Raw genomic sequence first — 26,467 nt, 5'->3', positions numbered from 1 at the left:
CTCCTTTTTGTCAGCATGCCGCAGCGATGGGATTGCCGCTGGTTGGATGCGTTATCACCACCATTGGGACGCTATAGATAGCTTCCAGCGTTTGAGGTGTGAGGATTTTGCCGGGAGCGTCGTAAGCAATCATCTGACCCTTATGCAGGGCAGCAATCTCGTCGCAGAAGCGCGACGCCATGTTGACGTCGTGGAGCACCAGCAATACCGCCAGCCCCTTGGCATGGCTAAGATTGCGAATGAGAGAAAGAATCTCGATCTGGTGCGCGATATCGAGCGCCGATGTCGGCTCGTCAAGCAGGAGACATTCGGCATCCTGGGCAATCAACATCGCAAGCCAGACGCGCTGACGCTCCCCTCCCGAAAGGCTATCGACAACACGCTCCGCCAGCCCACCGATATTGGTCACCGTCATCGCCTCATCGACCTTTCGTCGATCGGTGGCGCGGAAACGGCCGAGCGGCCCGTGCCAAGGATAGCGGCCGAGGGCAACCAGCTCTTTGACAAGCATTCCATTTGCTGAAGGGATCTGCTGGGGCAAGTAGGCGACCTTTCGCGCAAACTCGCGATCGGGCCATGCGGATAACGCGCGACCCTCAAACGATACGCTGCCCTTAGTCGGAGGATGCTGACGCGCGAGGATTTTCAGAAGTGTCGACTTGCCGGAACCATTATGGCCAACGAGCGCCGTCATCCGTCGTGCCGCAATTGACATTCTCAGAGGCTGCAGCAACGTCTTTTCGCCGATCGAGAATGATGTGTCCCGCAGCTCGAAAAGCGTCTCACCAGGCTTCTCTGCACCCGTCAGCGACCGAGACGATGTGATCATGGACGGGATCCTTCGACTGACGTCTTTATATCGTCGGTCGATACCGGTCTCAGATTTCGCGAAAACTCTAGCGTCGCGTGATCGTGCGGGCTGACAATTTCCTCTATGACACTGCCTTTCTCGATACGCGCTATCCTGTCGGCAGCCGAGAAGTAACGGTCGTCGTGCGAGATGACGATGAGGGTTTTTCCCTGCTTTTTTAGATCGGGTAGCATGTCGGTGTAGAATAAGCGTCGGAACGTCGGATCCTGTTCGGCTGCCCATTCGTCGAAGACGATGATCGACCGCCCTTCGAGATAGACCTGAACCAGCGCCAACCGCTTGCGTTGCCCTGCCGAAAGGTCAGTCGTCGAAAATCTGCCATTCTCGATCTTGACCTTCCGGCCGATCTCGAGTTGGTCGAGATAACCCCTGGCCCGATCCGTCACTTCCCCTTCCGGCGCGACGACGTCGTCGAACAGGTAATAATCGAAGAATATCGCCGAGAAGAGCTGACGATAGTCGTCGCGGTTCTCCGCGTTGACGGGTACGCCATCCAAGTGAAGCGCGCCTGATACGGGCTGGTAGAGGCCGAGAAGCAGTTTGATGAGGGTTGTCTTGCCCGAACCGTTCTCTCCAACGATGAAAAGAATCTCGCCTTTCCTAATGGTCAGATTGACGGGGCCGAGGGTGAAGGGCTCGCTACCCTCGGCCGGCGGAAAAGTATAGCAGGCATCGACGAGCTTGATGTTGTCGTCGAGCCGTTCGAACCCTTGAGAACCGGAGGGCGGCAGAGATATTGTCGCGAGATGCGGTTCCGGATTGGCAAAGTCAGCCGAAAGCTGCGCGATGCGTTTGAAAGAGATCTGCGCGTTGACGAATGAGCCATAGGCCCCGAGCGCCTGGTCGAGCGGGCCCTTGACGTATAGGAGCACCAGCACGAAACCCGACACAGTCGAGCGCTCGACCCCGAACCAGCTCTGCCAACCGACGATCAGACCGATTGCAGCGAAGAACAGGGCGGAGTCGGCGGCATTGGCGGACATGAATATGCGGAAAGCCTTCGTCTTCATGTCCCTGATCCGGTCGATCGTGCCTGCGAGGCCAACGCCATGGACGTGAGTACGGCGCGCGCGATTGATGCGCAGCTCCTTGGCGCCCTCGGTGATCGAGCGGTAGTGTCTGTAAAGATCATCCTGCGCGCTGCGCGCTGCGTCGTAATAAGCAGCCCCGCGCTTGCGGGCGAGACGGTTGAAGGTCACTCCGGCGCCGATCGCGACAGCCACGATGACGAACAGGGCCGGCGACAAGAACAGCAGATAGGCGATGCAGGCCCCCGTGACTGCAAGCGCGATGGCAAGCGCCGAGAAACCGTAGGAAAATGCCGACACCGTATCGACGTCCTGACCGAGCGCCGAAAGCAGGCGATGTGCCTTGTAGCGCTCGATTTGGTCGATTGGCGCGGCGACGACCTTCGCGACCAGATCCTTCCGCAGCGAGGCGATGATCTGCTGGCCGATCCAGCTGTTGCCGAGGTCGGAGACGATTTCACCGAAGAGGGTCAGCACGACGAGACCGGCGAACGTCCACATTAGCGCCGTTGTGATGTCGCCATCGGCATAGAGCGCGCGATTGACCGTCGCAAGCAACCACGCCGTCGCCAACCCGCTGAGAGTCCCCATTCCGGTGGCGAATACCGTGATCGGCCAGAAGGGCTTCAGCAGTCGGATACCTTCGGAAATAAGACTGTTTTGGTTACGCATGGAACGCTTCCTCTGCCGTTGAACAGGTCTGTCAGTCACCGGTCGTCGTCGCATCCTGCCCGCGGGCGCGGGCAGTCTGGAGCCGTCGCGCTAGGGCAATGCCATCGCAACAAACCATCGTATGGGGCCAGCCGAAAGCTGATCCCGCGGTTGGATCACGGTCGCCGAACCGTCCCGATTCATCGCCCGCTCCGCCAAATGAGAACCATCAGGTATGGTCCGCCGATGAACGTTGCCAGCAATCCGGCCGGGACCTGATAAGGGAAAAGCACATTGCGGCCGAGCCAGTCGGCAACGAGCATGATGAGGGCGCCGATAACGGCCGATCCGTAAAGCTGCGGCATGGGTCTCTGCAGGCCGATCATGCGCGCCATGTGCGGCGCCATCAGGCCGACAAAGGACAACGGACCGACGATCAGCGTCGCCCCACCGGTCAGCACCGCCGCAGTCAAAAGCAGTTGAAGACGGCTGGCCGTCAAAGTGACGCCGAGGGCGCGACTGGATGCCTCGCCGAGCGGAAGGATCTCCAGCCAACGTGAAAAGAGCGGCATGAGAAGGAAGCAAAAGCCTGCAAGAATGAGCGTCAGCACGGCATCGGTTTCCGTGACGAGGTAGGTCGATCCCGCCATCCAGGACAGAAGCGTACCCATGCGCGGATCACCGGAGGCCATCAGGATGGCGACCAGCGCGCCAAACGCCGTTCCGACCGCAATGCCGCTCAGCAGCATCCGGTCGGGCGAAAAGGAATTCTTCCGGCCGATCACCAGCATGGCGACCATGCAGATCAAAGCGCCGACGGTTGCAGCCAGGATTTGCTCGACCTTGTCGGGGGCGGACGCCAAAAAAGCGAGCAGGATCACGCCGCAGGCAGCGCCCGAGGAGACGCCGAGCACTTCGGGCGACGCCATTGGATTGGCTGTCAACCGCTGCACCAGCGTCCCGGCAACGGCAAGCATCGCTCCTGCCGACAAGGCGGCTACCATACGCGGCCAGCGCCAGTGCAGGAGCCGCTGTGCGTCGTCGGAATCGAGCCATGTCCAGCCGCCAGGCCCTCGTCCGAAAAAGAGAACCGGCACGAGCATGACGAGGAGCAAGACGATACCGACGCATATCAAGGTCCACGGCATGGATGTTCGCGGCGCGACATCGACCGCACCCGACGTCGGGGGCACGATCATTCCCTTCAGTCTCGGGAGCATCCATATCAGGATGGGCGCCCCGAGAACCGCAGTTCCCACTCCTGTCGGTACTTCCTGGTTAAAGGGAAGCATCTGTACGCATTGATCGGTGAGCCAGAGCAAGGAGCCGCCGACGAGCGGCGCCCATATGATCTGCTGGGGTACGGTGCGCGCGCCCGAGAGCCGCGCGATCGCCGGGGCCGCGAGCCCGATGAAGCCGATAATGCCCACGGCGCTAACGACAGAAGCCGACAGTCCGATGGCGACAGCCAGCGCTGCAAGGCGCATGCCGCGTTGGGATAGGCCGAGGCTTCTGCCGCTTTCATCATCGAGCGCGAGGATCGTCAGCGGCCGCGCGATCATGGAAGCAAGCACTATGCCGACAACAAAACGCGGCAACAGATAAGCGACGGAACTCCAGTCGTTCTGTCGCAGCGATCCGGCGCCCCAAAGAAAAACGCTTTGCAGCGCATTGTTGTAGAAGAGAGCGATGACGGCGCTGACGGAGCTGAAGTGAAGCCCGACGATCAAGCCGGCGAGGATCAGCGATAGTGGCGAGAACCCCCTGCCCCAGGAGAGCCCGAACACAAGAAGTGCCGCCGCCGAGGCCCCGAGGATCGCAACACCTTCGCGTCCAAAACCGAAAGGGCCGGGCAGCCAGAGCGTGAAGGCGGTGACGGCGAGCGAGGCGCCGGCAGAGACGCCGAGTGTGGCAGGTTCGGCGAGCGGATTGCGCAGCACCTGCTGGAAGATCGTCGCCGCAAGCGCCAGCATCGCCCCGGCGAGAATCGAAACCGCCATGCGCGGCAGATAGCTGTAGTGCACAACCCAGGCGGCGACATCGGAGCCGTCGGCACCCATTGCCGCGGACCACCACGAATGCGGGGGCAATATAAAGAAGAGCCGGCAGAGCGACAGCACCCCCGAGATTCCCACGAGCACTGCGACAAGCCGGATTGGCCGCGCCTGCGCCGCATGAGGGAACCCGCGGGTGACAGCCAAGTCGCTCATTGCGTCAATCCAACCGGCAGTCGTTCGAGCAGCAGTTCGGCAAATCGGCGGGCCGTCGGCAGTGCCCCCCAACTGTAAAGCTCAGGGATAGACGTCATCCGCCCGGCCCTGACGGCAGGAAGCTGCCGCCAGAAGGGATTGGAGACTACGAGCCGTTCGGCAGCGCCGCGCTGGGTCGGCTCGAAACAGATGATCCAGGCGTCGGCTTCCGACGCCAAGGTTTCGATGCCGACCGTAATGAAGCCCCAGTCGCTCGCGACATCGCAGGCATTACGCAGCCCGAACTTGGCCAGGACTTCATCGAAAAGGCTTCCACCGCAATAGAGCATGACGTTGCGGTCATCGAGAATTCGAACGACGAAGACCGGCCCCTTCGCGCCCGACAGGCGCCCGTCATTGGCATCCAAGAACGCGTCGGTTGCGGCCAAAAACTGGCGGGCTTCGGCCGTCGCCGAAAGCAGTTCGGCGAAACGCAAAGTCTCAGCGCGGGCGGCAAGGAGAGGCCTGCGATCGGCCGAATAGATGGAGCTGACGACGACAGGAGCGATCTGCCGAAACAGCGGCTCCCAGCGGGCGCCCTGGAAGCGGCCCTCAATGAAAATGTAATCGAGATGGAGCTGATCGAGAAGTTCGAGATTGGGCTCGCTGATGAGGCCGAGATCGACGGTGTTCTTCGTGAGAGGCAGGTCCTGCCATATGCTGTCTGTGCTCGTCAGTTCCGGCAGCGCAACGGGCTGAATTCCCAGTGCGATCACGGTCTCGGCTATCCATCTTGCAAGCACAGCGATGCGAGGGCGCCCCGAAGGGGTTGTGCCCGTGTCATCCCCGCGAGCGGAAAGAGGAACTATCGGGAGCAGAGCCGCGCCGGCAGCGGCAACAAGTTGCCGCCGGGTCATATGGAGAGAACGAGATCGTCTCGTTCTCTCCTTTATGTTGCTTGCGCTCACCATTTGTACTTCAGGTTGGCGAGGACGGTGCGACGGATGCCGTAGGAGCAATTGATCTCGCTGCAGCGGGCAAGATAGTCCTTGTCGAACACGTTGGTGACGTTGACATCCAGCTGCAGCCCCTGCAGCTGTGGGCTCTTTGCACCGAAATCATAGGAGACGGCTGCGTCGAAGAGCGTATAGTCCGGCACCTTGTACTCCTCGTGCGGACCGTTATAGGCCGAGCCGACATAGCGAATGCCGCCGCCGAGCTTCAGCCCTTCCAGGACGCCGCTATCGAAGGTGTAGTTGAGCCATGCCGAGGCCGTCTGCTTGGGATAGTACCACGGCACGCGGCCCTCCGAGTTGAAGCCGCTCGAGTCCGGGTTGGCTTTGGACGTTTCCAAGTCGTTGTAAGTGTAGGACGCGACGAGGTCGATATTGTCGTTGAGCGCGAGATAGGTGCTAAGCTCCACGCCGCGTACCCGCACCTCGCCGCTCTGGACGCTAAAGCCGACATGCGTCGCATCGGGATCGTCGGTCAGGACGTTCTGCTGCGTCAGGTCGAAGACCGAAGCCTGGACGAAACTCTCGAGACCCTGCGGCTGGTATTTGACGCCCACTTCGTATTGTTGTGCCGTGGTCGGATCGAACTGGTTGCCATCGAAATCCGTTCCCGCCTGCGGCAGGAACGATGTCGTGTAGCTCGCGTAGGGCGCAAGACCGTTATCGTACAGATACACCGCGCCGACGCGCCAGGTAAACGCATTGCTTCGTTCCGTTACCGTCTCGCTACCGGGCGTGAGCAGGTCTTTCGTACTGGTCTTTGCCCAATCCTGACGGATGCCGCCGAGGAAGCGCCAGTTGTCGAGCTCGATCTGGTCCTGGGCGTAAATGCCAACCTGCTCCAGCTGGCCCTTGTCGTGTGCGATGACTGGTGCGTCCGGAATGGCAGCGCCATAGACGGGATCGAAGACATTCAATGGCGGCACGCCCGCCATGACCCAACGGTGCGTAACTGTTGTCCACTGATGCTTGTAGTCTAGGCCGAGGAGCATGGTGTGGCTCAGCATACCGGTGTCGAATTTGGCTTCGGCCTGGTTGTCGACGGCGACGGAATTGAGGATGCCGTCGGTTCCCCAGTTCCATCGGCTGATTTCCGTGTTCGTCGCATCCGTAAAATCATTCGGCTGGACTTCGCGATAATGACCTCCCGCATGAAGAAAACGGAAGTTTTGACGAACCGACCAGGTTTCGTTGAAGCGATGCGAAAACTCGTAACCGATGGAGGCCGTTTCGCGATCGAGCTCGTCATAGTCCGGTTCACCGAAATAACGGTCGCGCGGAATTTTTCCGCTGATACTCGGCAGGAGTGTCCCCTGCAAGGGTAGTGAACTGAAGCCCAGTCCGTCGGGATCGCGCTGGTAGCTGCCAAGGATGGTCAGCTCCGTATCGGCGTCGGGCTGCCATGTGAGGGAGGGCGCGACCGCAATACGCTCGTTTGCCGTGAAGTCGACCTGAGTTCCTGTGTGATAACCGACACCCGTCAAACGGTAGAGAAGATCGTTGCCGTCACCAATCGGTCCGCCGAAATCAAATCCGCTATAGGCACGGCCGTAGCTTCCGGTTCCCACAACGACCTCATGAAGCGGCTCCTCGACGGGTCGCTTGGATCGAAAATTGACGATGCCGCCTGGCGCCGCCTGTCCATAGAGGACCGAAGCAGGGCCGCGGAGCACCTCGATCTGTTCCAGCATATAGGGGTCGATCGTCGGCGAGTTGACATAAGTGTCGCCCGGCAGGCTCAAGCCATTCCAAAAGAGCAGGCTCGGGTCGTCGCCAAACCCTCGAATATAGACCTGAGCATCCAGAGTGCGCGAATCGTTGCCAAAGAAGCCGGTCGCAACGCCGGGGGTATAGCGTAACGCTTCGGGAAGCGATTGCGGGTTCTGCGCGTCAAGCTGTTTGCGGTTGACGACGGAGACGGAATATGGCGTCTCGACGATCGGCGTCTCGCTTTTTGTCCCGGAAACCGAATCTTCGGCGATGAAGCCCTTTTGTGGGCCGAACCCGTTTTGGTCACCCTGAATGACGATCGGCGCAAGAACTGTGGCATCACCCGTGGAAGCGGCCGTAGCCTGCGCCGCGGAGCCGATCGTCGCGCTGTTCGGCCCGGTGAAACGGTAGTTGAGGCCGGTACCTGAGAGAATTCGGGCAAGCGCCGCCTGCGAACTGAGATTGCCGTTTACGCCGGGCGAACGAAGCCCCTGCGTCACCGAGCTGCTGTAGAGGACCTGCACGCCGCTTGCCGCGCCGAAACGCGCCAAGGCATTGTCGAGAGAACCGGCGGGAATGGAATAGCTGACCGTCTGTTGCGCAAGCGTGATCGAAGGATTGGTCAGAATGGCGGCGCATGCAATTGATGCAGATAACCTCGCAATTCTCCACCGGTGTGTCCTTGCCAGGCAAAAATGCTTTTCGAAACCAAACAGCCCCATTCCCAATGTCCCTATCAACCTTGCCGCGATACCCAAAACGCGGCCCTACTGATAAGAACGATGAGAAATCGCCGACCCGAAACGATCGGCGAAATTTTTTTATTTGCTATTGGAGCAGCACCACGCCGCCGAACAGGTTGATCGGTCGGACTTGAAGCGTGTCTTCCAGATGGGCCAGAATTTCTTCCGGGCGCGCAAGATGGAAGACGCCGGAGACATGCCGCGACCGAAGATCGCGCCTGGCTATCATGACCTTGCCCTTGCGGTGGCGGTTGAGGTCCGACACGACGTCACCGAGCGGACGGTTCTTGAAGATCAACAGGCCCTTGCGCCATGCAGCTGCCGTTTCCTTGTCCGAAACGGTCTTTTCGCCAAGCCCGAGTGAAGAGTAACTGATGCTTTCTCCTTCGACGAGTTCAGCAGTACCAAGACATTCCACACGCATATTGTCTCTAAGACAGTCCACCGATATGTCGTCGACCCCATGCGTCACCGACAAAGAGCCACCTGAGGTGACTGAATTGCCGGCCTGCGCCGTTACGATGAATGGCTTTCGATCGTCCACCACAACATCGAAGACGGCTGCTCCCGTCGTGAGATGAATATTTCGGGCCTGTTGCGTGAAATCGAGCGAAAGTGTCGTTCCGCCATCAAGCATCGCGGTCGAACCATCCGGCAATTGCACCGTCCTTTGTTCTCCGACCGCCGTGGCATAGTCCGAGAGCAACGCCCCGATTGTCGGCAGGAGGCCAAGTTGAGAAAGGCCGAACCCTACGCCCGCGGCTCCGGCCGCCAGGCTCCCTGTCGCAAGAAATGCCCGTCGCGTCAAAGCGGAACTCGACGACCTGCCCCTGCTCCCCAGGGCGGGGCCAAGATTCCTCCAGAGCCGAGCCGCCTCCTGAAACGCCCGCTCATGCGCCCCGCTTCGAGCGCGCCAACGCAGGAGGTGGTCGGCATCCTCCTTTGTTGCCTTCCCCGAGGTAATTCGGACGATCCATGCCGTTGCTTCTCGTTTGAGAGCTTCGAAATCGTCGCCCAATACCTGCCCTCCGGATAGCCAGCGTTCTGGCGGGACGCTCATGCGCCGTGCCTCTATAGCTATAAACGATTGAAAATGAAAAAACCGAAACGTTATATTCGATTTATTTCATCAAGCCGTGCGCTGCAATAGTCCAGCGCCTTACGAATCTCCAGCTCGATGGTGCGTACGGAGACGGCGAATTCGGCAGCAAGCTCGGCATGCGGCCGTTGGTGAAGTCGGGTCGCGACGAGGATCCGGCGCTGCCGCTCGGGAAGCTCGGCCATGATGCGGGTCAGCATCCGCAGCTGATCCCTTCCATCGATCTCGTGCTCAGGATCCGGACGCTCATCCGCGACGGACAAGAGATCATCGACCTCGACGCAGGTCAATTGGCGCCTGCGACCGCGGCCATGGTCCAGCGCCAACGTCCGGACGATCCGCATCAGATAGGGAACCGGGGCGGCCAAAGCCGTGGCGCCGTTTCGCGCGAGCTTGATCCAGGCTTCCTGGGCAATGTCTTCCGCGTCCTGACACGATCCGGTTGCCTTTGTCAGATAGCGCTTGATCTGAGGCTGGGTGCTGAGAAAGGCGGACAGCAGATCGTTATCATAACTCGTCATCGTCGCCCCCTTACGTTCCTACCCGGACGCTCGATCTGATAGCCGCTAAGCAGTGAGGTTACAATAGTGGAGTTTAATACTCACGTTTTTGGGATTGATCCAATGCCCGTATGTTGCGCATTGGGTACAGTCTCGGTTGTAACAGAACGATTTGGAGACGACCTGATCGAAAATTGCCAGCCGTGGCGTAATCGACGGCTGATCGTCTTCAGTTGGTCAGCACTGTGGAGGCCATTTATAGGACTTCCTCCGTTTCTCGATTTCCGACGCGGCGCACGCATCCCTTCAACTGGTCCGCTTTTTACCCTACTTCTCGCCATGCGGGGGAACAACTTCGGAAACTACGGTATTGACAATCCTGCGTATATTGTTCGGAAAAATTGCAACCTTTACTTCTCTCCGTCGATGTCCAGGGGTCGCACGACCGGCATCCAATACCTTCCCGGTCCCGCAAGCCTCTCTGCTGCCGACAGAAATCACGAACCGCTGCAAGGCGGGTTTCACGCAAGCAATGAAGAGCATCGGAGAAATCAGCATGGCGCCACCGCAAGGCGGGATTTCGAGCATTCTCGCCACGCTAGGAGTCGTCCGTGAACTATCCCTACCTCGCTGATAGTGCTCGGTAATTTCCGCTTTCCTGCGGCGAAGTGTTGCAAGAAAGGCGCTCGCTGAGGGTGCTTTTCCTGCAATCTGATTTTCCGGTTTTCTGTTCGCAGAGACCGCCTGCTTCGCTTGGGAGGAAGCTGTTGGCACCTATGCTTCGCCGGTAACGTCTTGGATACAAAGAAGCGTGAAGCCACTTTGTTCGACGTTCGGATTAAGGGCGGGCATTGTCGTTTTGCATTTAATTGGGGTCTTCCTCACTTTGTGTGGTGGTGGAATTTGCGGTGGGCGAAACGCTCGGCGCCGCACGGGCGGAGGAGAATTTCCGTGAAGTAGCTGCCATGCAGAGATCAGATCAGCCGATTGAAGACGATCAAGCGGGCGCCTTATGGCAGAATTGACCGGGAGCATGCTCGGAGAACGCATGCTACCTCTCAATTGACTGGGTCACCAAACAAAGTGAGGAAGACCCCAATTAAATGCCAAACGACAACTGCCTGAGTTTGCGCACGTCGCGGACGGGCGGAGCCCCGAACTGCCGCAGGTATTCGCGGCTGAACTGAGAGGCGCTTTCATAGCCGACCGCATAAGCGACATCAGAGGCACTACGGTCGCCGGCGAGCAGCAACTGGCGTGCCTCCTGAAGTCGTAGCTGCTTCTGATACTGGATCGGGCTCAACCCAGTCAGCGCGAGGAAGTGTCGATGCAGACTAGCGCGGCTCATGCCGGCGGCTTCGCACAGCGCCTCGATCCGCAGCCGGGTGTTGCCGTGGTCTCGAATCCACTCGACCGCACGGCGGATGCCGCCGATCGCGCCTTCTGGCCGGGCGATGTGACGCAACAGTCGCCCCTGCGGACCCTGCAAGAGACGATAGAGCAGTTCGCGTTCGGCCATCGGCGCGAGCGCCGGGATGTCCGCAGGCGTGTCGAGCAACGCCAGCAGTCGCAGCAGCGTGTCGCGCAGCGGCGGCGTCATCGGATTGATCGCGATGCCGCTGCCTGGAGATTCTGCGTCGCGCACCGCCGGCATCGTCGATGCGACCTCGGCGAGAAGCGCCGGATCGAGGACCAACGAAACCGCCACATAGGGACTGCCGTCGGCGGCGTCATGGATCTGCCCGCTTAAAGGCAGATCGAGTGCACTGACCAGATATTGAGACGCGTCGTAGCGCAGCAGGTCGTCGTGGATGGCCACCTCTTTCGATCCCTGCAGAATGAAGCAGATCATCGAGCGGTAGAGACACGGCGAGGTTCCCGAGGTTGCCTGTCCTACGCCGATTTCCAGGCGTGGGATTGGCGTGAGGGTCATCCCGGTCCGCCCGTGGCGGAGCGCGAGATCGCGAAGGGGATTTAGGTTGTCGGTCATGCCAAGGAGTATGACATCAATATTCACGCATGCAAGCGCTTGAGACAATTAGGCAAGCAATTGAGAGTATTAGGCGGCGCGTGGGACGCAGCAAGCGCCTATCTGACCGGGATGAATGGTTACGCCTCAGCGGCGTGCCGTCTGGAAAAATCAAAATCACAAGGAACGTAGCCATGTCTCAGAAGATCGCACTTATTACTGGTGCCAGCCGCGGCCTCGGTCGCAACATGGCGCTGCATCTCGCCAGGCGTGGTGTGGGCGTCATCGGTTCCTACCGAAACAGCGCCGCAGAAGCCCAGACGCTGGTTGACGAGATCGAAGCCTTGGGCGGCAAGGCGGCGATGCTGGCGCTCGACGTCACCGACACGGCAAGCTTTTCCGACTTCACGCAGGCGGTCACCGACACGCTGGGGGCGACCTTTGGCGTCGATCGGTTCGACTATCTGGTGAACAACGGGGGCGAAGGCCTCTACGCAATGGTTGCCGAGGCGAGCGAGGAGCAGTTCGACCAGATGGTCGACATGCACCTGCGCGGGCCGCTGTTTCTGACCCAGAAGCTGCTGCCGCTGATCGTCGACGGCGGGCGCATCCTCAACGTCTCTACCGGCTTTGTGCGGACGACCATGGCCGGTTATGGCCTCTATGCCGCGGCTAAGGCGGCAATGCAGACGCTGACCAAGTTCATGGCGGTCGAACTGGGCGCACGCCAGATCCGCGTCAACGCGATCGCGCCGGGCGCCATCGCCACCGACTTCGCCGGCGGCCGGGTGCGCGACGACAAGCACATCAATGACTTTGTTGCCGGTAATATCGCGCTCGGCCGCGTCGGCCAGCCCGACGACATCGGTGGCGCGGTCGCCGCCATCCTGTCCGATGATCTCGGTTGGGCCAACGGCACGACGTTCGACGTCTCGGGCGGCCAGTCGCTTTGATCCGTTTTAAGCACATCGAGACACCGTCATGACCGAGCAAAACCTCACTCTCGTCAGCCACCCGCTGTGCCCATTTGTCCAGCGTGCCGCGATCGTCCTCCTTGAAAAGGGAGTGGCGTTCGACCGGGTCAACATCGATCTATCGGCCAAGCCTGACTGGTTTCTGGCCCTGTCGCCGACCGGCAAGGTGCCGGTGCTGAAGGTACGCCAGCTGAACGGTGAGGAGGCGATCCTCTTCGAAAGCGTGGTCATCTGCGAATATCTGAACGAGACGCAGGGTGGCGCGGCGATGTATCCCGACGATGCATTGCTGCGTGCACGGCATCGCGCCTGGATCGAATTCGCCACCCAGACCTTTACGGAGGGTTGGCAGTTCCTTCACGCCAAGGACATGGCGACCGCCGACGCCAAGCGGGCCGCCTTCCGTGATCGGCTGAGCAAGATCGAGGCGGAACTCGGCGATCGCCCGTATTTCGCCGGGGCGGACTTTGGTCTGGTCGATGCGGTCTACGCACCGCTGTTCCGTTATTTCGGGATCATCGATCCGGAAGTGGCGGACCCGATCTTTGCTGGCCTCCCACGTGTGACGGCGTGGCGCGCGGCACTTGCTGAGCGATCCAGCGTCAAGAACGCCGTGATCGACACCTATCCCGACCTGTTTCGCGACCACCTGCGCCAGCAAGGAGCGATGATCGCGGCTTAACAACCAGAATTCCAAGGAGTGATATCATGACCGACCCATCCAATAGCGCGCTGATCCTGATCGAATATGTCAACGACTGGCTCTCCCCGACCGGCGGCATTTATCCGGCGTTTCAGGACCGGGAGCAGGTCGACACCGCTGTCGCCAATTCGAAGATCATCATCGAAGAGGCTCGCCGTCGCGGCCTGCACGTGATCCACGCAGCGCTGAAGTTCGAGCCGACCTTCAAGGTGCTGGGCGAGGCCAAGTACGGCCTGCGCAAGATGACGCGCGACCATGGCGCGTTCCTGGGCGAGCAGGCCGATTTCTTCCCCGGCTTCGAGCCGGCGGAAGGCGAGCATGTCGTTCGCGAGCGCGCCGGCGGCAGCAGCGTTTTCGTCGGAACCACGCTCGACGGCTACCTGCGCAACAACCGCATCGATGAGATCTACCTGTCGGGGTTTTCGCTGCGCCAGTGCGTCGAGTCTTCGATGCGCAACGCGCACGACCTCGGCTACCACACCAACGTTATCTACGACGCGTCGGCCGGCTATACCCGCAAGCAGCAGGACGACTTCGTGGCCGAGATTGCGCCCTTTTACGCCAACGCCATCACCGCGCAGGAGTTCGTGGCGAAGGCATAATCCGCCGCTAGGCCCGGCCCGGTTATAGGGCCGGGATTCCGTCCGGCCGTAGATGCGAGGCTATACAATGATCGGAATGATGGTCGAACTCACAGTCACGCCGGGCAACACCGACACATTCGAACGAGCCTTCGCGGTTCAGGCCGCCGCAGTGCCTGCCAACGAACCAGGTAACCGTCTGTACGAACTGTTCAGGTCGCGCACCACGGCCGACAGCTACACGCTGATCGAAATCTACGAGAGCGAGGCCGCGCTCGCCGCGCACCGGGCATCGTCGCACCTGGCGACAAATCGACCGCTGACCGCGCTGTTCCTCGCTGCACCGCCCACTATGCACGCATTCGAGGTCTTGCCACACTCCCCATGGCTATGTCGATAGCAGCAGGCGGGCGCCACAGTGAACCGGGCGCGGAAGAATTCGTTGTCTACGCGCGCGCCCTCCCCGCCCATGAGGTATCGCCTAGGCGACCCATGTCGCGGCGAGGCTGCTGAGCATGAAAGGCTGTATTGCGCCGAACGCGTTTGCCGATCCCGTCGTGGTCGACGACGAGCCGCTACCGGCATTTTAAAGTGACACGTTATTCGCCTTGAAGGGATCCTGACCGCCGACCCCCCTATTACACGATCTTGCAGTCGAACCAATTCGAACCGCCGCTTTCGTGTAAGCGGCGTGCCAGGCGAATCCCGCTCCCCTCAGAATTCCACTTCCAGCTCGACGATTTCGTCCGGCTCGGCGATCGCGCCGGCTGTCCATTCGATCATGAGCGGCCAGGACAAGACGGTGTCGGCGTAAGCTGCCAGTTGCGGTTCGAGTTCCACGGCATAGGTGCGGAAACGCGTGCAGACGGGCGCGTACATGGCGTCGGCAACGGTCGGAGCACCACCGAAGAGCCAGGGGCCGCCGCTGGCATCCAGGCATTCGGTCCAGATCGTCTTGACGCGCTCTACATCCGGCCGCGCCCCCGAGAAGATCTTGAAGCTCTCGTGCCTTGACTTCAAGTTCATCGGCAGTGCCGAACGCAGATTGTGGAAGCCCGAATGCATCTCGCCGGAGACGGATCGGCAGCGGGCGCGTATTGCCTGCGCGGCGGGCCAGAGGCCGGCCTTGGGAGCGATCTCGTGCAGATATTCGGCAATCGCCAGCGTATCCCACACAGTGACATCGTCGTGGGTCAGTCTTGGGACGAGCACCGAAGGCGAAAGCAACAGAAGCTCCTGGCGGGCATTGTCATCCAGTTCGACGAGCACTTCGGTGAAATCTAGCCCCGCCATCCGGCACAGTAGCCAGCCGCGCAGCGACCACGAGGAATAGTTCTTCGAGGAAATCGTCAGTGTCGCTTGCGTCATTCTACCCACATCCTTCGAACAACATTGCTTTCGCGGACAATCTTCTCGCATCGCAAGAAATATTGCACTAGCATTTTTGCATCGCGAAATTCTGTTGCGATGCAGGAGATGCGTCATGCTCTACCAAGCCTATCAGTTCCAGGAAGACCTCTTCGCCCCGATGCGCGACTGGGCGCGACGCCTCGAGATGTTTTCCTCAAGCTTCTGGAGCGGCGACCTGAGCCGCTACTTCGAGGCGGCGATGGAGATGATCTCCCGGTTCCAGCTAACCCACGAACGTCCGGATTTCGCCATAACATCGGTGACGATCGGCAATCGCGATGTGCCGATAACCCTGGAGACAGCCCTCGATCTGCCTTTCGGCAAGCTGCTGCATTTTTCCGCGGACGTCGATACGAGACGGCCACGGGTGCTCGTCATCGCCCCGCTCTCCGGCCATTTCTCGACACTTCTGAGGGGTACGGTGCAGACGCTGCTGCGCGACCACGACATCTATATCACCGACTGGGCCAACGCCCGCGACGTTCCGCTTTCCGCCGGACGCTTCGGCATGGACGATTACGTGGACTATATCATCCGCTTCCTGGAGGAGATCGGCCCCGGCGGACATATCCTTGCCGTCTGCCAGCCCTGCGTTCAGGCGCTCGTGGCGGTTGCCGTGATGTCGGAAGTTAGGCATCCCGCCACGCCAAGAACAATGACGCTGATGGCCGGTCCGGTGGACCCGCGCGAGAGCCCCACGAAGGTCAACGAACTCGCCGTCTCGAAATCGCTCGCATGGTTCGAGAATTCGCTGATCAGCTGCGTTCCGTTGCGCTTTGCCGGCGGCGGGCGGCGGGTCTATCCGGGCGTCGTCCAGCTCAGCGCCTTCATGAGCATGAACATGGAGCGCCACCAGACCGCCCATCACAAGCTCTTCGAGCACCTGGCAAAGGGCGAGACGGCCGAAGCCGGGAAGATTAAGACCTTTTACAACGAATATTTCGCAGTGCTCGACCTTACGGAAGAATTCTATCTCGAGACGATCGACCGCGTCTTCCAGAAGGCCGAACTGGCGATGGGCGAGTATACCCATCGCGGGCGCAAGGTCGATCCGGGCCTGATACGCAACACGGCACTGCTGACGGTCGAGGGCGGGCGCGACGACATCTGCGCCCTGGGCCAGACTTCGGCCGCCCACGACCTCTGTCGTTCGCTGCGCCCTCACCTGAAGCGCCACCACCTGCAGGCCAACGTCGGACATTACGGCGTCTTCAACGGCCGCCGCTGGGAGACGGAGATCTACCCTGTCGTGCGCAACATGATCCTGGCGATGGAGTAGGAGACCCGTCCGACCGTCTGAAGGCCTGCGTCCCTGTAACCACTTTCAACCAGATTCCAGATACGCAAACGCCCGCTGTGCTACACTGGGCGTTTCTGCAATCGGCCGACAATCAGCGCCGGCGAATAAAGCCGCCACAGCCTTTGGGAAATGTCGCTTGTACAGGCCGGCTATGCCCAAGAAGATGCCGATCCGCCTACCTAAGCTCTTGAAGGGGCTCGAACCGACGACCCGCTCCGTCTCGGACATCACTTCTTGAGGTCCTCGAACCGGAGATCGAAACGCGCGAGATACTTCGTCAGACGATCTGCATCATTGCTGCTCTTCTTCTCCAGGCGCGAGTTTGCGAATAGGGCTCTGCCGGCAGCGCTTGCCGTTGGGTGTTCTCGGCAGGTGTGAAGGACGGTGGCAAGTTGCGCGGTGTCAAAGCGATCGAGACGATCGGCAACTTCGGCGCCCAGGAATTCAATGACGATTGCGTCGGCTGCAGCGCCGTCATTTGCTGTGCGCCAAAAGGCCTTCAGTCTTCTGACTTCGTCATCGACAACGTCGGTCGTGATGCGCCCATGCGGCGCGAGTGTCGCCATGCGCGTCACCGAGGCCGACAGATCACGGAAGTTGGCGCTCCAGGCGGCTTGCGGGCCGGCCGCAAAGGCAAGATAGCGTTCGCGCGCTTCCTTGTTGAAGGTGACGTTTTCGCCTTCACGTTCCAGATAGCGCTTGAGCTCGAAGTCGAGATTGGGCTCGATATCTTCCTTGCGCTCGCGGAGAGCCGGCAGTTGGAACGTCCAAAGGTTCAGGCGGGCATAGAGATCTTCGCGGAACCTGCCTTTATGGACGTCCTCGCCGAGATCGCGATTCGTGCCGGCAAGCAGTTGAAAGTCTGCGAGCGCCTCCCGGTCTGCCCCCATCGGCAGAAACCTCTTCTCCTCGATCGCGCGCAGGCACATGGCCTGTTCATCAAGGCCGAGTTCGCCGATCTCGTCGAGAAACAGCACGCCCTTGTCGGCGGACTTGAGCAGGCCGGCGCGCTCACCGGCAGCACCGGTGAACGCGCCTTTCACATGGCCGAACAGGGTGGACATAGCCTGGTCGCCGCGCAAGGTCGCACAATTGACCTCGACGAAAGGTCCGCTGACCTTGCGCTGGCTCTTTTTCAGTTCGTAGATCCGGCGAGCGAGCTGCGACTTGCCGGCACCCGTCGGCCCGGTCAGGAGAACGGGCGCCGTCGAGCGGATCACCACCCTTTCGATCTCGTCGATCATTCTGTTGAAGGTGGTACTGCGGGTCGAAATCCCCGATTTCAGGAAAGAGGCGGCGTCTTCCCGCTCGGAGGCGAAGCGCTTGGCGATCTCGTCATAGCGGGAAAGGTCGAGGTCGATGATCCGGTGCGTGCCGGCGAAATCCTGTTCTGGCTCTCGGTCGCGGGGCGGCGAGAGCTGCAACAACTGGCCGGGAATGATGCGGGCTTCGGTCAGCAGGAACCAGCAGATCTGCGCCACATGGGTGCCTGTGGTGATGTTGACGAGATAGTCTTCCGTGTCGGGGTCGAAGCTGTAGTTGCGGGCAAAGTCCCTGAGCTTCGTATAGACCTCCGAAAAGTCCCAGGGATCGCGGAAATTGACGACAGTGCTGCGCACCTCTGTCGCCGGCGAAACTGCCCCGATGTCACTGATGATACGATGACACAGCGGCTGCGCGTGATTGTCGTGAACTAATTCCAGTCGATCGATGAAGAGCCCGGGTTGCTGGCAGAGCGCGACATTGGCCGCCAGCGGCTCCAGCGATTTTCCCATTTCCCCGCATCCAGGGTGGTTCCCAATATGCTGATAGCCACACGTCGTTTCATGTCTTATCCAAAATTATAAGATCATATAAGGATGGATAATATTCGCCGATTTGCCAATCCTGCAACTAGAGATTTTTACGACGAAGACGGAAATTTTTACTCCATTAAAACAGTCAGATACGAGGATCTTTCGTTTTCTTGACGCTCATTTCTCCCAGTTGGCACGCCACTTGAAATGTATCTTGCACGAACCGTTTCAGAGCGGCCGTCACGGTCCTCCGGCACGGTTCGTCGCCAAACAGCGCATAGAAGAGAATTGAACAAGAAGGACTGCAGACGCAGAAAAGACAATGATAGCGGTAGTGAGCGGACAGGATTTGATCGATGCCGGCATGAGCCAGGGGAAGTGGTTCCGCCCGGCTCTCGATGCGGCCAACGCGGTTTTGGAAAAGGGTGGCTCGGTGGCTGATGCTCTGGAAGCGGCAAGGGCCTTCCAGCCCGGGCCGACGCTTGCCTTGAGGGCGGACAACGATATCGAGATCTACTCCAACATCCGCGCCGAGAATGCCTTCGAACAGGACAATGTCGAGAAGGTCAACGCGACGATGCGCGCACTGGTGCGCACACCGGTCGTCCGGGCCGCGGCTATCATGCCGGACGCCTGCCCGGCCGGCCCGGTCGGAACGATCCCGGTCGGTGGCGTCGTCGCCTCCGAAGCAATCCATCCCGGCATGCATTCGGCCGATATCTGCTGCTCGATGGCGATCTCGATCTTTCCAGGCACGGACCCGAAGTCGCTCCTGGATGCCGTGCATGCCGTGACGCATTTCGGTCCCGGCGGCCGTCCGCGCGGTGCTCAGCTCAAGCCTTCTGCGGCGACGCTTTCGGCCTTCGAGCAGAATCCTTATCTGCGCGACGGTGCACTGAGCGCTGGCATCGAGCATTTTGCGACCCAGGGAGACGGCAATCATTTCGTCTATGTCGGAACGATGAAGTCGACCGGCGAAACCGCTCTTGTCACCCATCATGGATCGCGAGCACCGGGTGCACGGCTCTACGACAAGGGCATGAAGGTCGCGAACAGGTTTCGCGAACTGATCTCGCCCGAGACGCATAGGGAAAACGCCTGGATTCCGGCCGATACAGAGGAAGGTGACTTCTACTGGTCAGCGCTGCAGACCATTCGCCAGTGGACGAAGGAAAACCATTATGTCCTTCACGACATGGCGGCGGACAAGCTTTCGGCAAAGGTCGCGGATCGTTTCTGGAACGAACACAACTTCGTCTTCCGGAAGTCGGACGGGCTGTTCTACCACGGAAAGGGTGCGACCCCTGCCTTCGACAACTGGGCGAATGATGCGACCGATCTGACCATCATTCCGCTCAATATGGCGGAACCGATCCTGATCGTTCGGGGCTCGAATGCCGCGCATGGTCTCGGCTTCTCGCCGCATGGCGCAGGCCGAAACTTTTCGCGCAGCGCACATATGAGGCAGTTGTCTGCGGAGTATGGGGCGGATTCGCGAGGCCTTAGCCCGAACAATGTCGCGGCTATTGTGGAGAAGGAAACAAGCGGCCTCGACGCGCGGTTCTTCTCCGGTTTCGCGGATGTGTCGGAACTGCCGAGCGCCTACAAGAGTGCTGCGAACGCGCGGTCGCAGATCGAGCACTATGGCTTGGCCGAAGTGGTCGACGAGGTGATCCCCTACGGGAGCATCATGGCCGGCGACTGGCAGAAGAACGCGCCCTGGCGCAAAAGGCGCCAGTAAAGATAGGGGAAGGCAACCAGGTTTGCCTTCCCTCACCTGCCCGGCCGCGCGAGCGATCGTGCGATATCGATGATGTCGTCGCGGGTCGCCGTCGGATCCTCCCTGTTCCAGGCGACACCGAGCCCGATCTTGAAATCGATCCCCCGCACCTTCTTCAGTTCAAAGCCGCGATTGGGCAGATCCTGCGTCCATTCCGGCACGAAGCCGATGCCAAGCCCGGCTGAGACCAGTGACACCAGTGAGAAGGTGTCGTCGCATGTATAGGCGACATTGCCGGTCAGATCGTGCTCCTCGAATTTTTCGGCGAAATAACGCTCACTGTAGGAGAGGTTCTGACGGGAAAAGGAGATGATCTTCTCATTGCGCAGATCCTCGATGTCGATCTCGCTCTTCAGCGATAGTGGGCTCTCCTTGGCGACGGCCAGCAGGTAACGCTCGTGAGCAATCGAGAAGAAGCGCAAGGAGCCGATATTCTCCACCGGCCGGATGAAGCCGAGATTGATGCGGCCTGCCTCGATATGGCGGATGATGTCGTCGGTGGTGCCGCTTTCGATATGCAGGCGGATATCGGGATATTTGCGGGCGATGCGCGCAAGGAAGGACGGCAGCACGCCGATGGTGGCGGGATAGACGGTACCGATCGCAATCCTGCGCGCCGCCTTGCCGGCCACCGACCGGGCGATCTCGGTCGACAGATCGACTTCGCTGAGGATCCTGACCGATCGCTCGTAGAAGGCCGCCCCTGCCCGCGTCAGCTCCACCCGCCGTGTCGTGCGGATGAAGAGCTGCACGCCGAGTTCCTTCTCGAGCGCCATCACCTGGTTCGACAGTGCCGGCTGGGCGATATGCACCTTGGCTGCCGCGCGACCGAAATGCAGCTCCTCGGCCACCGCAACGAAGTAGGATAGCTGGCGTAGTTCCATGATGCCCACGTTTTGTTCTTTAATTTCACAACGTATTGTACATGGACCCGTGGTGCCCGTCATGAACAAAATGTGGGCATGGAGACTTTTTCTTCGAACCTCAAAAAGCGAGCCGAACAGCTTGGAATTTCAAACGCCGAGGTCGCTCGACGCGTCGGTTTGAGTGAACGCAGATACGGAAATTATATCTCCGGAACCAGGCAGCCGGATCTCGCTACGCTTGTAAAAATCTCATCGGTATTGAAGATGAGCCTTGATGAGTTGCTGTCGGACGATCTCAAAAAATCCGAGAAAAGCACGAAGCGCAATCTTCAAGAGCGAATATCGTCTGCGGTGGAAGTTCTGAACGAGGAAGATCTCTCCCGGATTGCTATTATGTTGGATGCATTGGCAGCAGCCCGCTCATAGCAAAGCTTCGGATCTGACCCTGCAATAAAATGATCGCTTTGGTTGCATAAAGTTGATTTATGGAACTTAAGTTCCGGCGGACATCAACAGCCGCGGCGACCTTACCAATCAAATGGTGCTCGGCACCCAGAAATTGAACATTGAGGAGCTGCGGCGGCCCAAAGCCCCCCGACCAGGACCGCGCGAATGTCGGGATGGATCTGGTTGATGTTCTGATCCGAAGGCGCGCGGCGCTGCAGCGCGACACGACTTTGCGCAAGCGCTTTCAGCGACCAATCGAATCCCTCTGGAAATTTTGCAGATTGCACGCTAATATTGCGACAACAAACTTTATGTTATAGAAGTGGTGCCCTGGACAACCGCTTCAAGTCATAGGCGCGTTCCAGAGTTCATCCGGCACCACCAACGGTACGACACCTGATCGGCTTCCGCACCAGCGCGGATGATGCCCACATTGGTGGACCTGGGAGTTTGTGCGATGATGGCCAAGGCTGATCAGAATCTATCCCTGTGTGCTCTCACCGCGAATCGTTGTCGGCTCCACCGATGCCGGTATCTCGCACCCGCGGACATACGGCATTTCGAAAGGGCCGTTCAGCGCAATCGTCGCCTGGCGGACAACTTCATGAAGGAACTTGCCCCGGGCCTTCAGCCAGGCAATGCTGCGCTCTTCATTTTGGTGAAGGAGATGACTGAAGATAAGGTGCTGAAGGAGATATCGCCGTTTGGCGGCACCATTCTGAGGACCTCTCTAGATGAGAGCAAGGAACAAGTACTAAAGGGACGCTTTACAGCAAGCGAGCGTTGCGTAGTGCGCTCGTGCTGGTGGCAAACTGAACCGATCCGCCAGACTTAGGACCGAACCCGCATTTTCCCTTGGATTGGAGCCGACCTGAAGAGGAGAACATGCGGTGCTCAGAGTCCAACAGCGAACTTCGTCTGTCCGAAACCACGCGAGGCGCTAGCACACCCTTTGCGCGTATTCGAACGCTCCTATCCAGAACTCCTCCAGTCGGAGCATGGTCGTGGCAAAAAGCAACGGAAGTAACGAGGTATCCAGGGTATCTCACGACACCCCTCCGGCATCAGTTCGCGTGGTGCTGGGCGGCGTTTTGCTTCTGGCCGGATTGGTCGTCCTGACGGATGTGGCTTTTGCATCGGTCGTTACTCCGGGCTTTATTGGAACCTCTGCGATCTTGGTCGGCACATTCGAAATTGTCCACGCCTTGTGGGCGAGAAGGTGGGGCGCACTGTCATGGCAGACGCTGCTAGGATTTCTGTACATTGCCCTTGGATTGATGCTCACTAATGTCGTCGGCTCGCGAGCAATGGAGATTCTGACAAACGTCGTGGCCCGGTCTCTACGCACACAAGAGTTGTTGCAAAGCTACACAATCGGCCTGCTGTTCATCTTCTCGGGCATCGTCAGGATCCTCGTCAGTATACGCCACTGGCGTGAGGGGGGATGGACCATGATGTTGTCGGGCGCCTTCGGCGCCGGCGCAGGTCTCGTCATTCTGGCCGACTTCCCATGGATGGGTCTTTGGATCCTCGCGATCTTGCTTGGAATAGATTTCCTGGTGCACGGCGTCGCGTGGCTGAGATTTTCCTATTTCCCTCGCCCTGACTCGGATCAAAGCGATCCAGCATCACCTTCCGCGTAATCGGCCGCCACCTCCAAGCCGGACAACTCCGAAAGCCACCTGCTGGACGGTATCCCTCCGGTGAGAGCCGCGCGAATATCAGAGATGTCGCAGATCATTCGCGTCAGTGCCGAAGATCTCGATTGCACCGTGGAGGCCGGCGTCACCTGCCGTTGTTCCAATTTCGCAGATTGCGTTGCCCTGCCCCATTGTGGCAGTACCGGCATGCATCGATGGCCGAAAGGTAGTCTTCTCGGACTTCAAAGCCAAGAGACTGTCGTTGCAGCGACGAACGTTTGCAGGCTCGTGCCCTTATTATGGACTGGATATGACTGCCTCACTTTATGCCGATTATATTCAAGACCTGAAGGCAACACTGGACGATCTCTTCGAGCGCCCTGATCGCTATCAGACGTTCGATCTTCACATTGAGCTTGCGATGGGTACAGCCCTCCTCGTCTACGAAACCAAAAGGCAGAAAAGCCAAACGGATGCGATCGCCTATGCCCGGACGGCGAAGGGAAATGTCCAGGTGTCGCCAGCGCTCGCTCATCAGAGGATCTCATCATTCCTGGCGATGCAGGATCATATTGCATTGACCGGCGATCCCATGATCGGCCTCAATGAGAAATATCCGCATGCGGTCATGCGCTTCGAGCACCGCATCAAGGGCGCGCCGCTCAAAAGCTCGATGAAGATGATCTTCGTTGGGGTCAATGATGCCGAGGATGCCAGTCGCTACGTCGAAATGGCGGGCGCACCTGCGGCCATCGTCACCACGCGACCGCACCATTCCAAAAACCTCTGGGAGTGGAAGTAAAAACTGCGTCCTCCGTGTCGTGCTCACCCATCAGCCGATAGGCTAAGGCATCGATGAAACGCAGGCCGCGCATTTCTTGCTGGCACGCGAAATGACGGAGGGCAAGGGGATGGCTGAACAGAAAATACTTCATCACGCGCTCAGCTCGGGGCGAAGATCGCAAATCCTCCGAGGCGTTAGGCAACTGCAACTTACGGGGCCGATCTGCGCCTTCCAGGCGATGTCGCGTCACCTGTGTCGACAGGCCAAAAGCAAGCAGCAGCGCTGTGGCGCAAATGGCTGCAATCGCTCGCTGATGCGGGGCAGCCGGCAAATGCAGTTCGTGCGCAGGTCTCGGCAAGACCAGTGCCGATACCGCCAGCATCAGCAAGACCGAGACTATTCCGCGGCGTCCGGCTCTCCAACTCCGGTTCCCGCGCGTTGTCAGTCCGTGTCCGATTGGGCCGGCGAGGTCTCCTCGACCATGCCCGATCCACGCAGCATCCGCACGCCAGCGAAGGCAGCTGCGATCACCACCAGCGGGCTGATCAAGTTGAAGATGGCGTACGGGGCATAACTGAGCGTCGCCACGCCCAAACTCGCGGCCATGTAGGCACCGCAGCTGTTCCAGGGAACCAGCGCTGACGTGGGTGTCGCCGCGCCCCCGATGGTGCGTGACAGCACGACTGGAAGGAAACCACGGGTTTCTAAGGCTCTTTTGAACATCCGCCCAGGCAGAACAATCGCAATATACTGGTCGGCGGTGACTATGGAAGTAGCAAACACGGCGGCGACAATCGCTGCGACGAGTGCGCCGGTCGATTTCACCGCCGCGATGACGGGGCTGATGATCTTGTCGAGGACGCCTGCTTTTTCGGCCACGCCGCCAAAAGCGAGCGCGGCGATCACGAGCCAGATCGTATCGAGCATGCTTTCCATGCCGCCGCGCGATAACAGCTGATCTATATCCGCGACCCCCGTAGTGGACACATACCCGTTTGCGAACGCCAGCCACACGCCCTTGAGAAGCACGAGCCACTTCGGAATATCCTCGCGGCCGGCAGTGCCGGCGAATTCCACCACTCGATCGGGCGCGACGACGACAGCAAGTGCGCATGCTATGATCGCGCCGATGAAGATTGACGTGAAAGGCGGAATCTTGAGGAGCGCGAGACCCACCACGACAACAAGCGGCAGGAACAGCATCGGGGATATGTCAAACGCGCCTTCTATGGCGGCGATCTCGTTGCTTGTGTTGAAATCAGTGGGCCTTCCGAGCATCCAGAACACGAAAAGCGCGATGGCCAGCGCGACGGACGATGTTAACGCCGTTTCGCGGACATGCTCGTAGAGATTGACGCCGGCGACACCGGCGGCAAGGTTGCTAGAATCGGAGAGCGGGGACACTGTGTCACCGAAATAGGCTCCCGAGATCACGGCACCGGCCGTGATCGCGGCATCCATGCCAATGCTGACGGCGATGCCCATGAGCCCGATGCCTATGGTGCCGACAACTGTCCATGAGCTGCCGATACAGAACGAGACCACCGCGCAGACGAGCGCGGACGTCAGGTAGAAATAGGCCGGGCTGATCAGTTGCATCCCGTAGTATATCATCGCGATGAGAGTGCCGCTCAACGCCCAGGTGCCGATCAGCGCACCGACCGCGAAGAGAATGAAGATCGCGCCGATCCCCGAGCTTACGCTCGCCGTTGCCGCCGCGTTGAGTGACGAAAGCGAATGGCCGCGCCGCCAGGCGACGAACACCGTGATCATGGTGGCCACCGCGAGGGCGACCTGCGTCGGTCCGGATGTGCTTGCGTCGCCGAATAGATAGTAGGCGAGTGCGATCAGGAAGGTCAGACTGACAACAGGAAGGAGCGCTTCTGCGAGCGTGAGCGGCTGCGGCTGATCGGGCTCACTCATGGACCTCACCTCTCCAGCCGAATTCCCACTTTGCAGTAAGGACGGCGATCAAGCGGCTGATGCAAGCCGGCCCACTGCAGCCGCGATCGATCACGAGTTCGGCAGCCTGGCGAGCGATCGAGTCTTGCCTCATCCAGTCAGAATTCGACACTTCCGCCGACCGTTCGCAGGCAGATTGTAACGGTCGACAGGTCTGCGCAGGTAATAGCCAACATATCTCACGGGTCGCCGCAAAAGAGAGGCCGGGCATACTTGTGGGCTTCATCAGCGCTGGCCGCGATTTCGTCGGATGATCTTGCGGACCAAAAGGACCAGGCCCACGGCAAGAGAAACGACCCCTCCGGCGATGTACCAGGCGTTCCCGGATCTGTAACCCGCCGTTGCCAGCAGGAAACCTACAATGACGAGGATCAACCCGCTGAGCTTGTTGATCAAAGGGCTGGGCATTTCATCGCCTGCAGCCATAGCGAACCTCCGCGTTAGATTGGGC

At 59.7% G+C, this 26,467-nt stretch carries 22 protein-coding genes and 2 pseudogenes; 10 read left to right on the top strand and 14 right to left on the bottom strand.

Going from position 1 to position 26,467, the window contains the following annotated elements:
* Nucleotides 1-10 precede the first annotated feature (10 nt).
* The 8 genes from ACR9ZQ_RS40685 to ACR9ZQ_RS40650 form a co-directional block, all read right to left on the bottom strand.
* Nucleotides 11-829, bottom strand: a complete 819-nt coding sequence (locus tag ACR9ZQ_RS40685) for an ATP-binding cassette domain-containing protein (RefSeq protein WP_481430796.1) — start codon at nucleotides 827-829, stop codon at nucleotides 11-13.
* Nucleotides 826-2,571: a cyclic peptide export ABC transporter gene (locus tag ACR9ZQ_RS40680; RefSeq protein ID WP_481430795.1), complete on the bottom strand. Its 1,746-nt coding sequence runs from the start codon at nucleotides 2,569-2,571 to the stop codon at nucleotides 826-828. The genes ACR9ZQ_RS40685 and ACR9ZQ_RS40680 overlap by 4 nt, the downstream gene beginning before the upstream one ends.
* A 179-nt stretch (nucleotides 2,572-2,750) precedes the next feature.
* On the bottom strand, nucleotides 2,751-4,760 hold the full coding sequence (fhuB, locus tag ACR9ZQ_RS40675; protein ID WP_481430794.1) for a Fe(3+)-hydroxamate ABC transporter permease FhuB: 2,010 nt from the start codon (nucleotides 4,758-4,760) through the stop codon (nucleotides 2,751-2,753).
* Nucleotides 4,757-5,656 (bottom strand): ABC transporter substrate-binding protein, encoded by a 900-nt coding sequence (locus tag ACR9ZQ_RS40670; RefSeq protein WP_481430793.1) that lies wholly within the window; start codon nucleotides 5,654-5,656, stop codon nucleotides 4,757-4,759. The genes fhuB and ACR9ZQ_RS40670 overlap by 4 nt, the downstream gene beginning before the upstream one ends.
* 47 nt (nucleotides 5,657-5,703) lie before the next feature.
* Nucleotides 5,704-8,184: a TonB-dependent siderophore receptor gene (locus ACR9ZQ_RS40665; RefSeq protein ID WP_481430792.1), complete on the bottom strand. Its 2,481-nt coding sequence runs from the start codon at nucleotides 8,182-8,184 to the stop codon at nucleotides 5,704-5,706.
* A gap of 106 nt (nucleotides 8,185-8,290) precedes the next feature.
* Nucleotides 8,291-9,265 (bottom strand): FecR family protein, encoded by a 975-nt coding sequence (locus ACR9ZQ_RS40660; RefSeq protein WP_481430791.1) that lies wholly within the window; start codon nucleotides 9,263-9,265, stop codon nucleotides 8,291-8,293.
* Nucleotides 9,266-9,315: 50 nt separating this feature from the next.
* A complete protein-coding gene (locus ACR9ZQ_RS40655; RefSeq protein ID WP_481430790.1) occupies nucleotides 9,316-9,825 on the bottom strand; it encodes an RNA polymerase sigma factor in 510 nt (169 codons plus the stop codon).
* 1,078 nt (nucleotides 9,826-10,903) lie between these two features.
* Nucleotides 10,904-11,794: an AraC family transcriptional regulator gene (locus ACR9ZQ_RS40650; protein ID WP_481431008.1), complete on the bottom strand. Its 891-nt coding sequence runs from the start codon at nucleotides 11,792-11,794 to the stop codon at nucleotides 10,904-10,906.
* 173 nt (nucleotides 11,795-11,967) lie between these two features.
* On the opposite strand from ACR9ZQ_RS40650, the gene ACR9ZQ_RS40645 reads away from it, so the two are divergent.
* The 4 genes from ACR9ZQ_RS40645 (at nucleotide 11,968) to ACR9ZQ_RS40630 (ending at nucleotide 14,431) form a co-directional block, all read left to right on the top strand.
* The gene (locus tag ACR9ZQ_RS40645) at nucleotides 11,968-12,726 is read left to right on the top strand and encodes an SDR family NAD(P)-dependent oxidoreductase (protein ID WP_481430789.1); all 759 of its coding nucleotides are present in this window, start codon (nucleotides 11,968-11,970) and stop codon (nucleotides 12,724-12,726) included.
* 28 nt (nucleotides 12,727-12,754) lie between these two features.
* The gene (locus ACR9ZQ_RS40640; protein WP_481430788.1) at nucleotides 12,755-13,429 is read left to right on the top strand and encodes a glutathione S-transferase family protein; all 675 of its coding nucleotides are present in this window, start codon (nucleotides 12,755-12,757) and stop codon (nucleotides 13,427-13,429) included.
* A 26-nt stretch (nucleotides 13,430-13,455) separates the two neighbouring features.
* Nucleotides 13,456-14,052: a cysteine hydrolase family protein gene (locus ACR9ZQ_RS40635; protein ID WP_481430787.1), complete on the top strand. Its 597-nt coding sequence runs from the start codon at nucleotides 13,456-13,458 to the stop codon at nucleotides 14,050-14,052.
* A gap of 67 nt (nucleotides 14,053-14,119) precedes the next feature.
* Nucleotides 14,120-14,431: a putative quinol monooxygenase gene (locus ACR9ZQ_RS40630; protein WP_481430786.1), complete on the top strand. Its 312-nt coding sequence runs from the start codon at nucleotides 14,120-14,122 to the stop codon at nucleotides 14,429-14,431.
* 314 nt (nucleotides 14,432-14,745) lie between these two features.
* Here the strand turns inward: ACR9ZQ_RS40630 and ACR9ZQ_RS40625 are convergent, their stop codons facing one another.
* Entirely contained in the window at nucleotides 14,746-15,399 is a 654-nt protein-coding gene (locus ACR9ZQ_RS40625; protein ID WP_481430785.1) for a glutathione S-transferase, read from the bottom strand.
* Between the two features lie 115 nt (nucleotides 15,400-15,514).
* On the opposite strand from ACR9ZQ_RS40625, the gene ACR9ZQ_RS40620 reads away from it, so the two are divergent.
* Complete coding sequence (locus ACR9ZQ_RS40620) at nucleotides 15,515-16,720, top strand: polyhydroxyalkanoate depolymerase (RefSeq protein ID WP_481430784.1); 1,206 nt, start codon at nucleotides 15,515-15,517, stop codon at nucleotides 16,718-16,720.
* A 248-nt stretch (nucleotides 16,721-16,968) separates the two neighbouring features.
* Here ACR9ZQ_RS40620 and rtcR read toward each other — a convergent pair.
* Nucleotides 16,969-18,569, bottom strand: a pseudogene (rtcR, locus tag ACR9ZQ_RS40615) (RNA repair transcriptional activator RtcR).
* A gap of 290 nt (nucleotides 18,570-18,859) precedes the next feature.
* Between rtcR and ACR9ZQ_RS40610 the strand changes: the two are divergent.
* Nucleotides 18,860-20,278: an RtcB family protein gene (locus tag ACR9ZQ_RS40610; protein WP_481430783.1), complete on the top strand. Its 1,419-nt coding sequence runs from the start codon at nucleotides 18,860-18,862 to the stop codon at nucleotides 20,276-20,278.
* A 32-nt stretch (nucleotides 20,279-20,310) separates the two neighbouring features.
* On the opposite strand, the gene ACR9ZQ_RS40605 is transcribed toward ACR9ZQ_RS40610, so the two are convergent.
* The gene (locus ACR9ZQ_RS40605; protein ID WP_481430782.1) at nucleotides 20,311-21,201 is read right to left on the bottom strand and encodes a LysR family transcriptional regulator; all 891 of its coding nucleotides are present in this window, start codon (nucleotides 21,199-21,201) and stop codon (nucleotides 20,311-20,313) included.
* A 78-nt stretch (nucleotides 21,202-21,279) separates the two neighbouring features.
* On the opposite strand from ACR9ZQ_RS40605, the gene ACR9ZQ_RS40600 reads away from it, so the two are divergent.
* From ACR9ZQ_RS40600 to ACR9ZQ_RS40585, 4 genes and pseudogenes are all read left to right on the top strand, one after another.
* Nucleotides 21,280-21,609 carry a helix-turn-helix domain-containing protein gene (locus ACR9ZQ_RS40600; protein WP_481430781.1) on the top strand — a complete coding sequence of 110 codons (330 nt, stop codon included), beginning with the start codon at nucleotides 21,280-21,282 and terminating at the stop codon, nucleotides 21,607-21,609.
* Nucleotides 21,610-22,225: 616 nt separating this feature from the next.
* A pseudogene (locus ACR9ZQ_RS40595) lies at nucleotides 22,226-22,421 on the top strand (DUF1269 domain-containing protein); the annotation flags it as partial.
* Nucleotides 22,422-22,634: 213 nt separating this feature from the next.
* Complete coding sequence (locus ACR9ZQ_RS40590) at nucleotides 22,635-23,273, top strand: HdeD family acid-resistance protein (RefSeq protein WP_481430780.1); 639 nt, start codon at nucleotides 22,635-22,637, stop codon at nucleotides 23,271-23,273.
* Nucleotides 23,274-23,379: 106 nt separating this feature from the next.
* Nucleotides 23,380-24,072: a hypothetical protein gene (locus ACR9ZQ_RS40585; RefSeq protein ID WP_481430779.1), complete on the top strand. Its 693-nt coding sequence runs from the start codon at nucleotides 23,380-23,382 to the stop codon at nucleotides 24,070-24,072.
* On the opposite strand, the gene ACR9ZQ_RS40580 is transcribed toward ACR9ZQ_RS40585, so the two are convergent.
* From ACR9ZQ_RS40580 to ACR9ZQ_RS40570, 3 genes are all read right to left on the bottom strand, one after another.
* On the bottom strand, nucleotides 24,026-24,442 hold the full coding sequence (locus ACR9ZQ_RS40580) for a hypothetical protein (RefSeq protein WP_481430778.1): 417 nt from the start codon (nucleotides 24,440-24,442) through the stop codon (nucleotides 24,026-24,028). The genes ACR9ZQ_RS40585 and ACR9ZQ_RS40580 overlap by 47 nt on opposite strands.
* A 53-nt stretch (nucleotides 24,443-24,495) precedes the next feature.
* A complete protein-coding gene (locus tag ACR9ZQ_RS40575; protein ID WP_481430777.1) occupies nucleotides 24,496-25,977 on the bottom strand; it encodes a Na+/H+ antiporter NhaC family protein in 1,482 nt (493 codons plus the stop codon).
* Between the two features lie 264 nt (nucleotides 25,978-26,241).
* The gene (locus ACR9ZQ_RS40570) at nucleotides 26,242-26,442 is read right to left on the bottom strand and encodes a hypothetical protein (RefSeq protein ID WP_481430776.1); all 201 of its coding nucleotides are present in this window, start codon (nucleotides 26,440-26,442) and stop codon (nucleotides 26,242-26,244) included.
* Between the last annotated feature and the right edge of the window lie 25 nt (nucleotides 26,443-26,467).

Source organism: Rhizobium sp. KNZ14-9A (assembly GCF_056755015.1).
The sequence above is the reverse complement of the archived record's forward strand: the minus strand, read 5'-3'. Positions and strand labels throughout refer to the sequence as shown.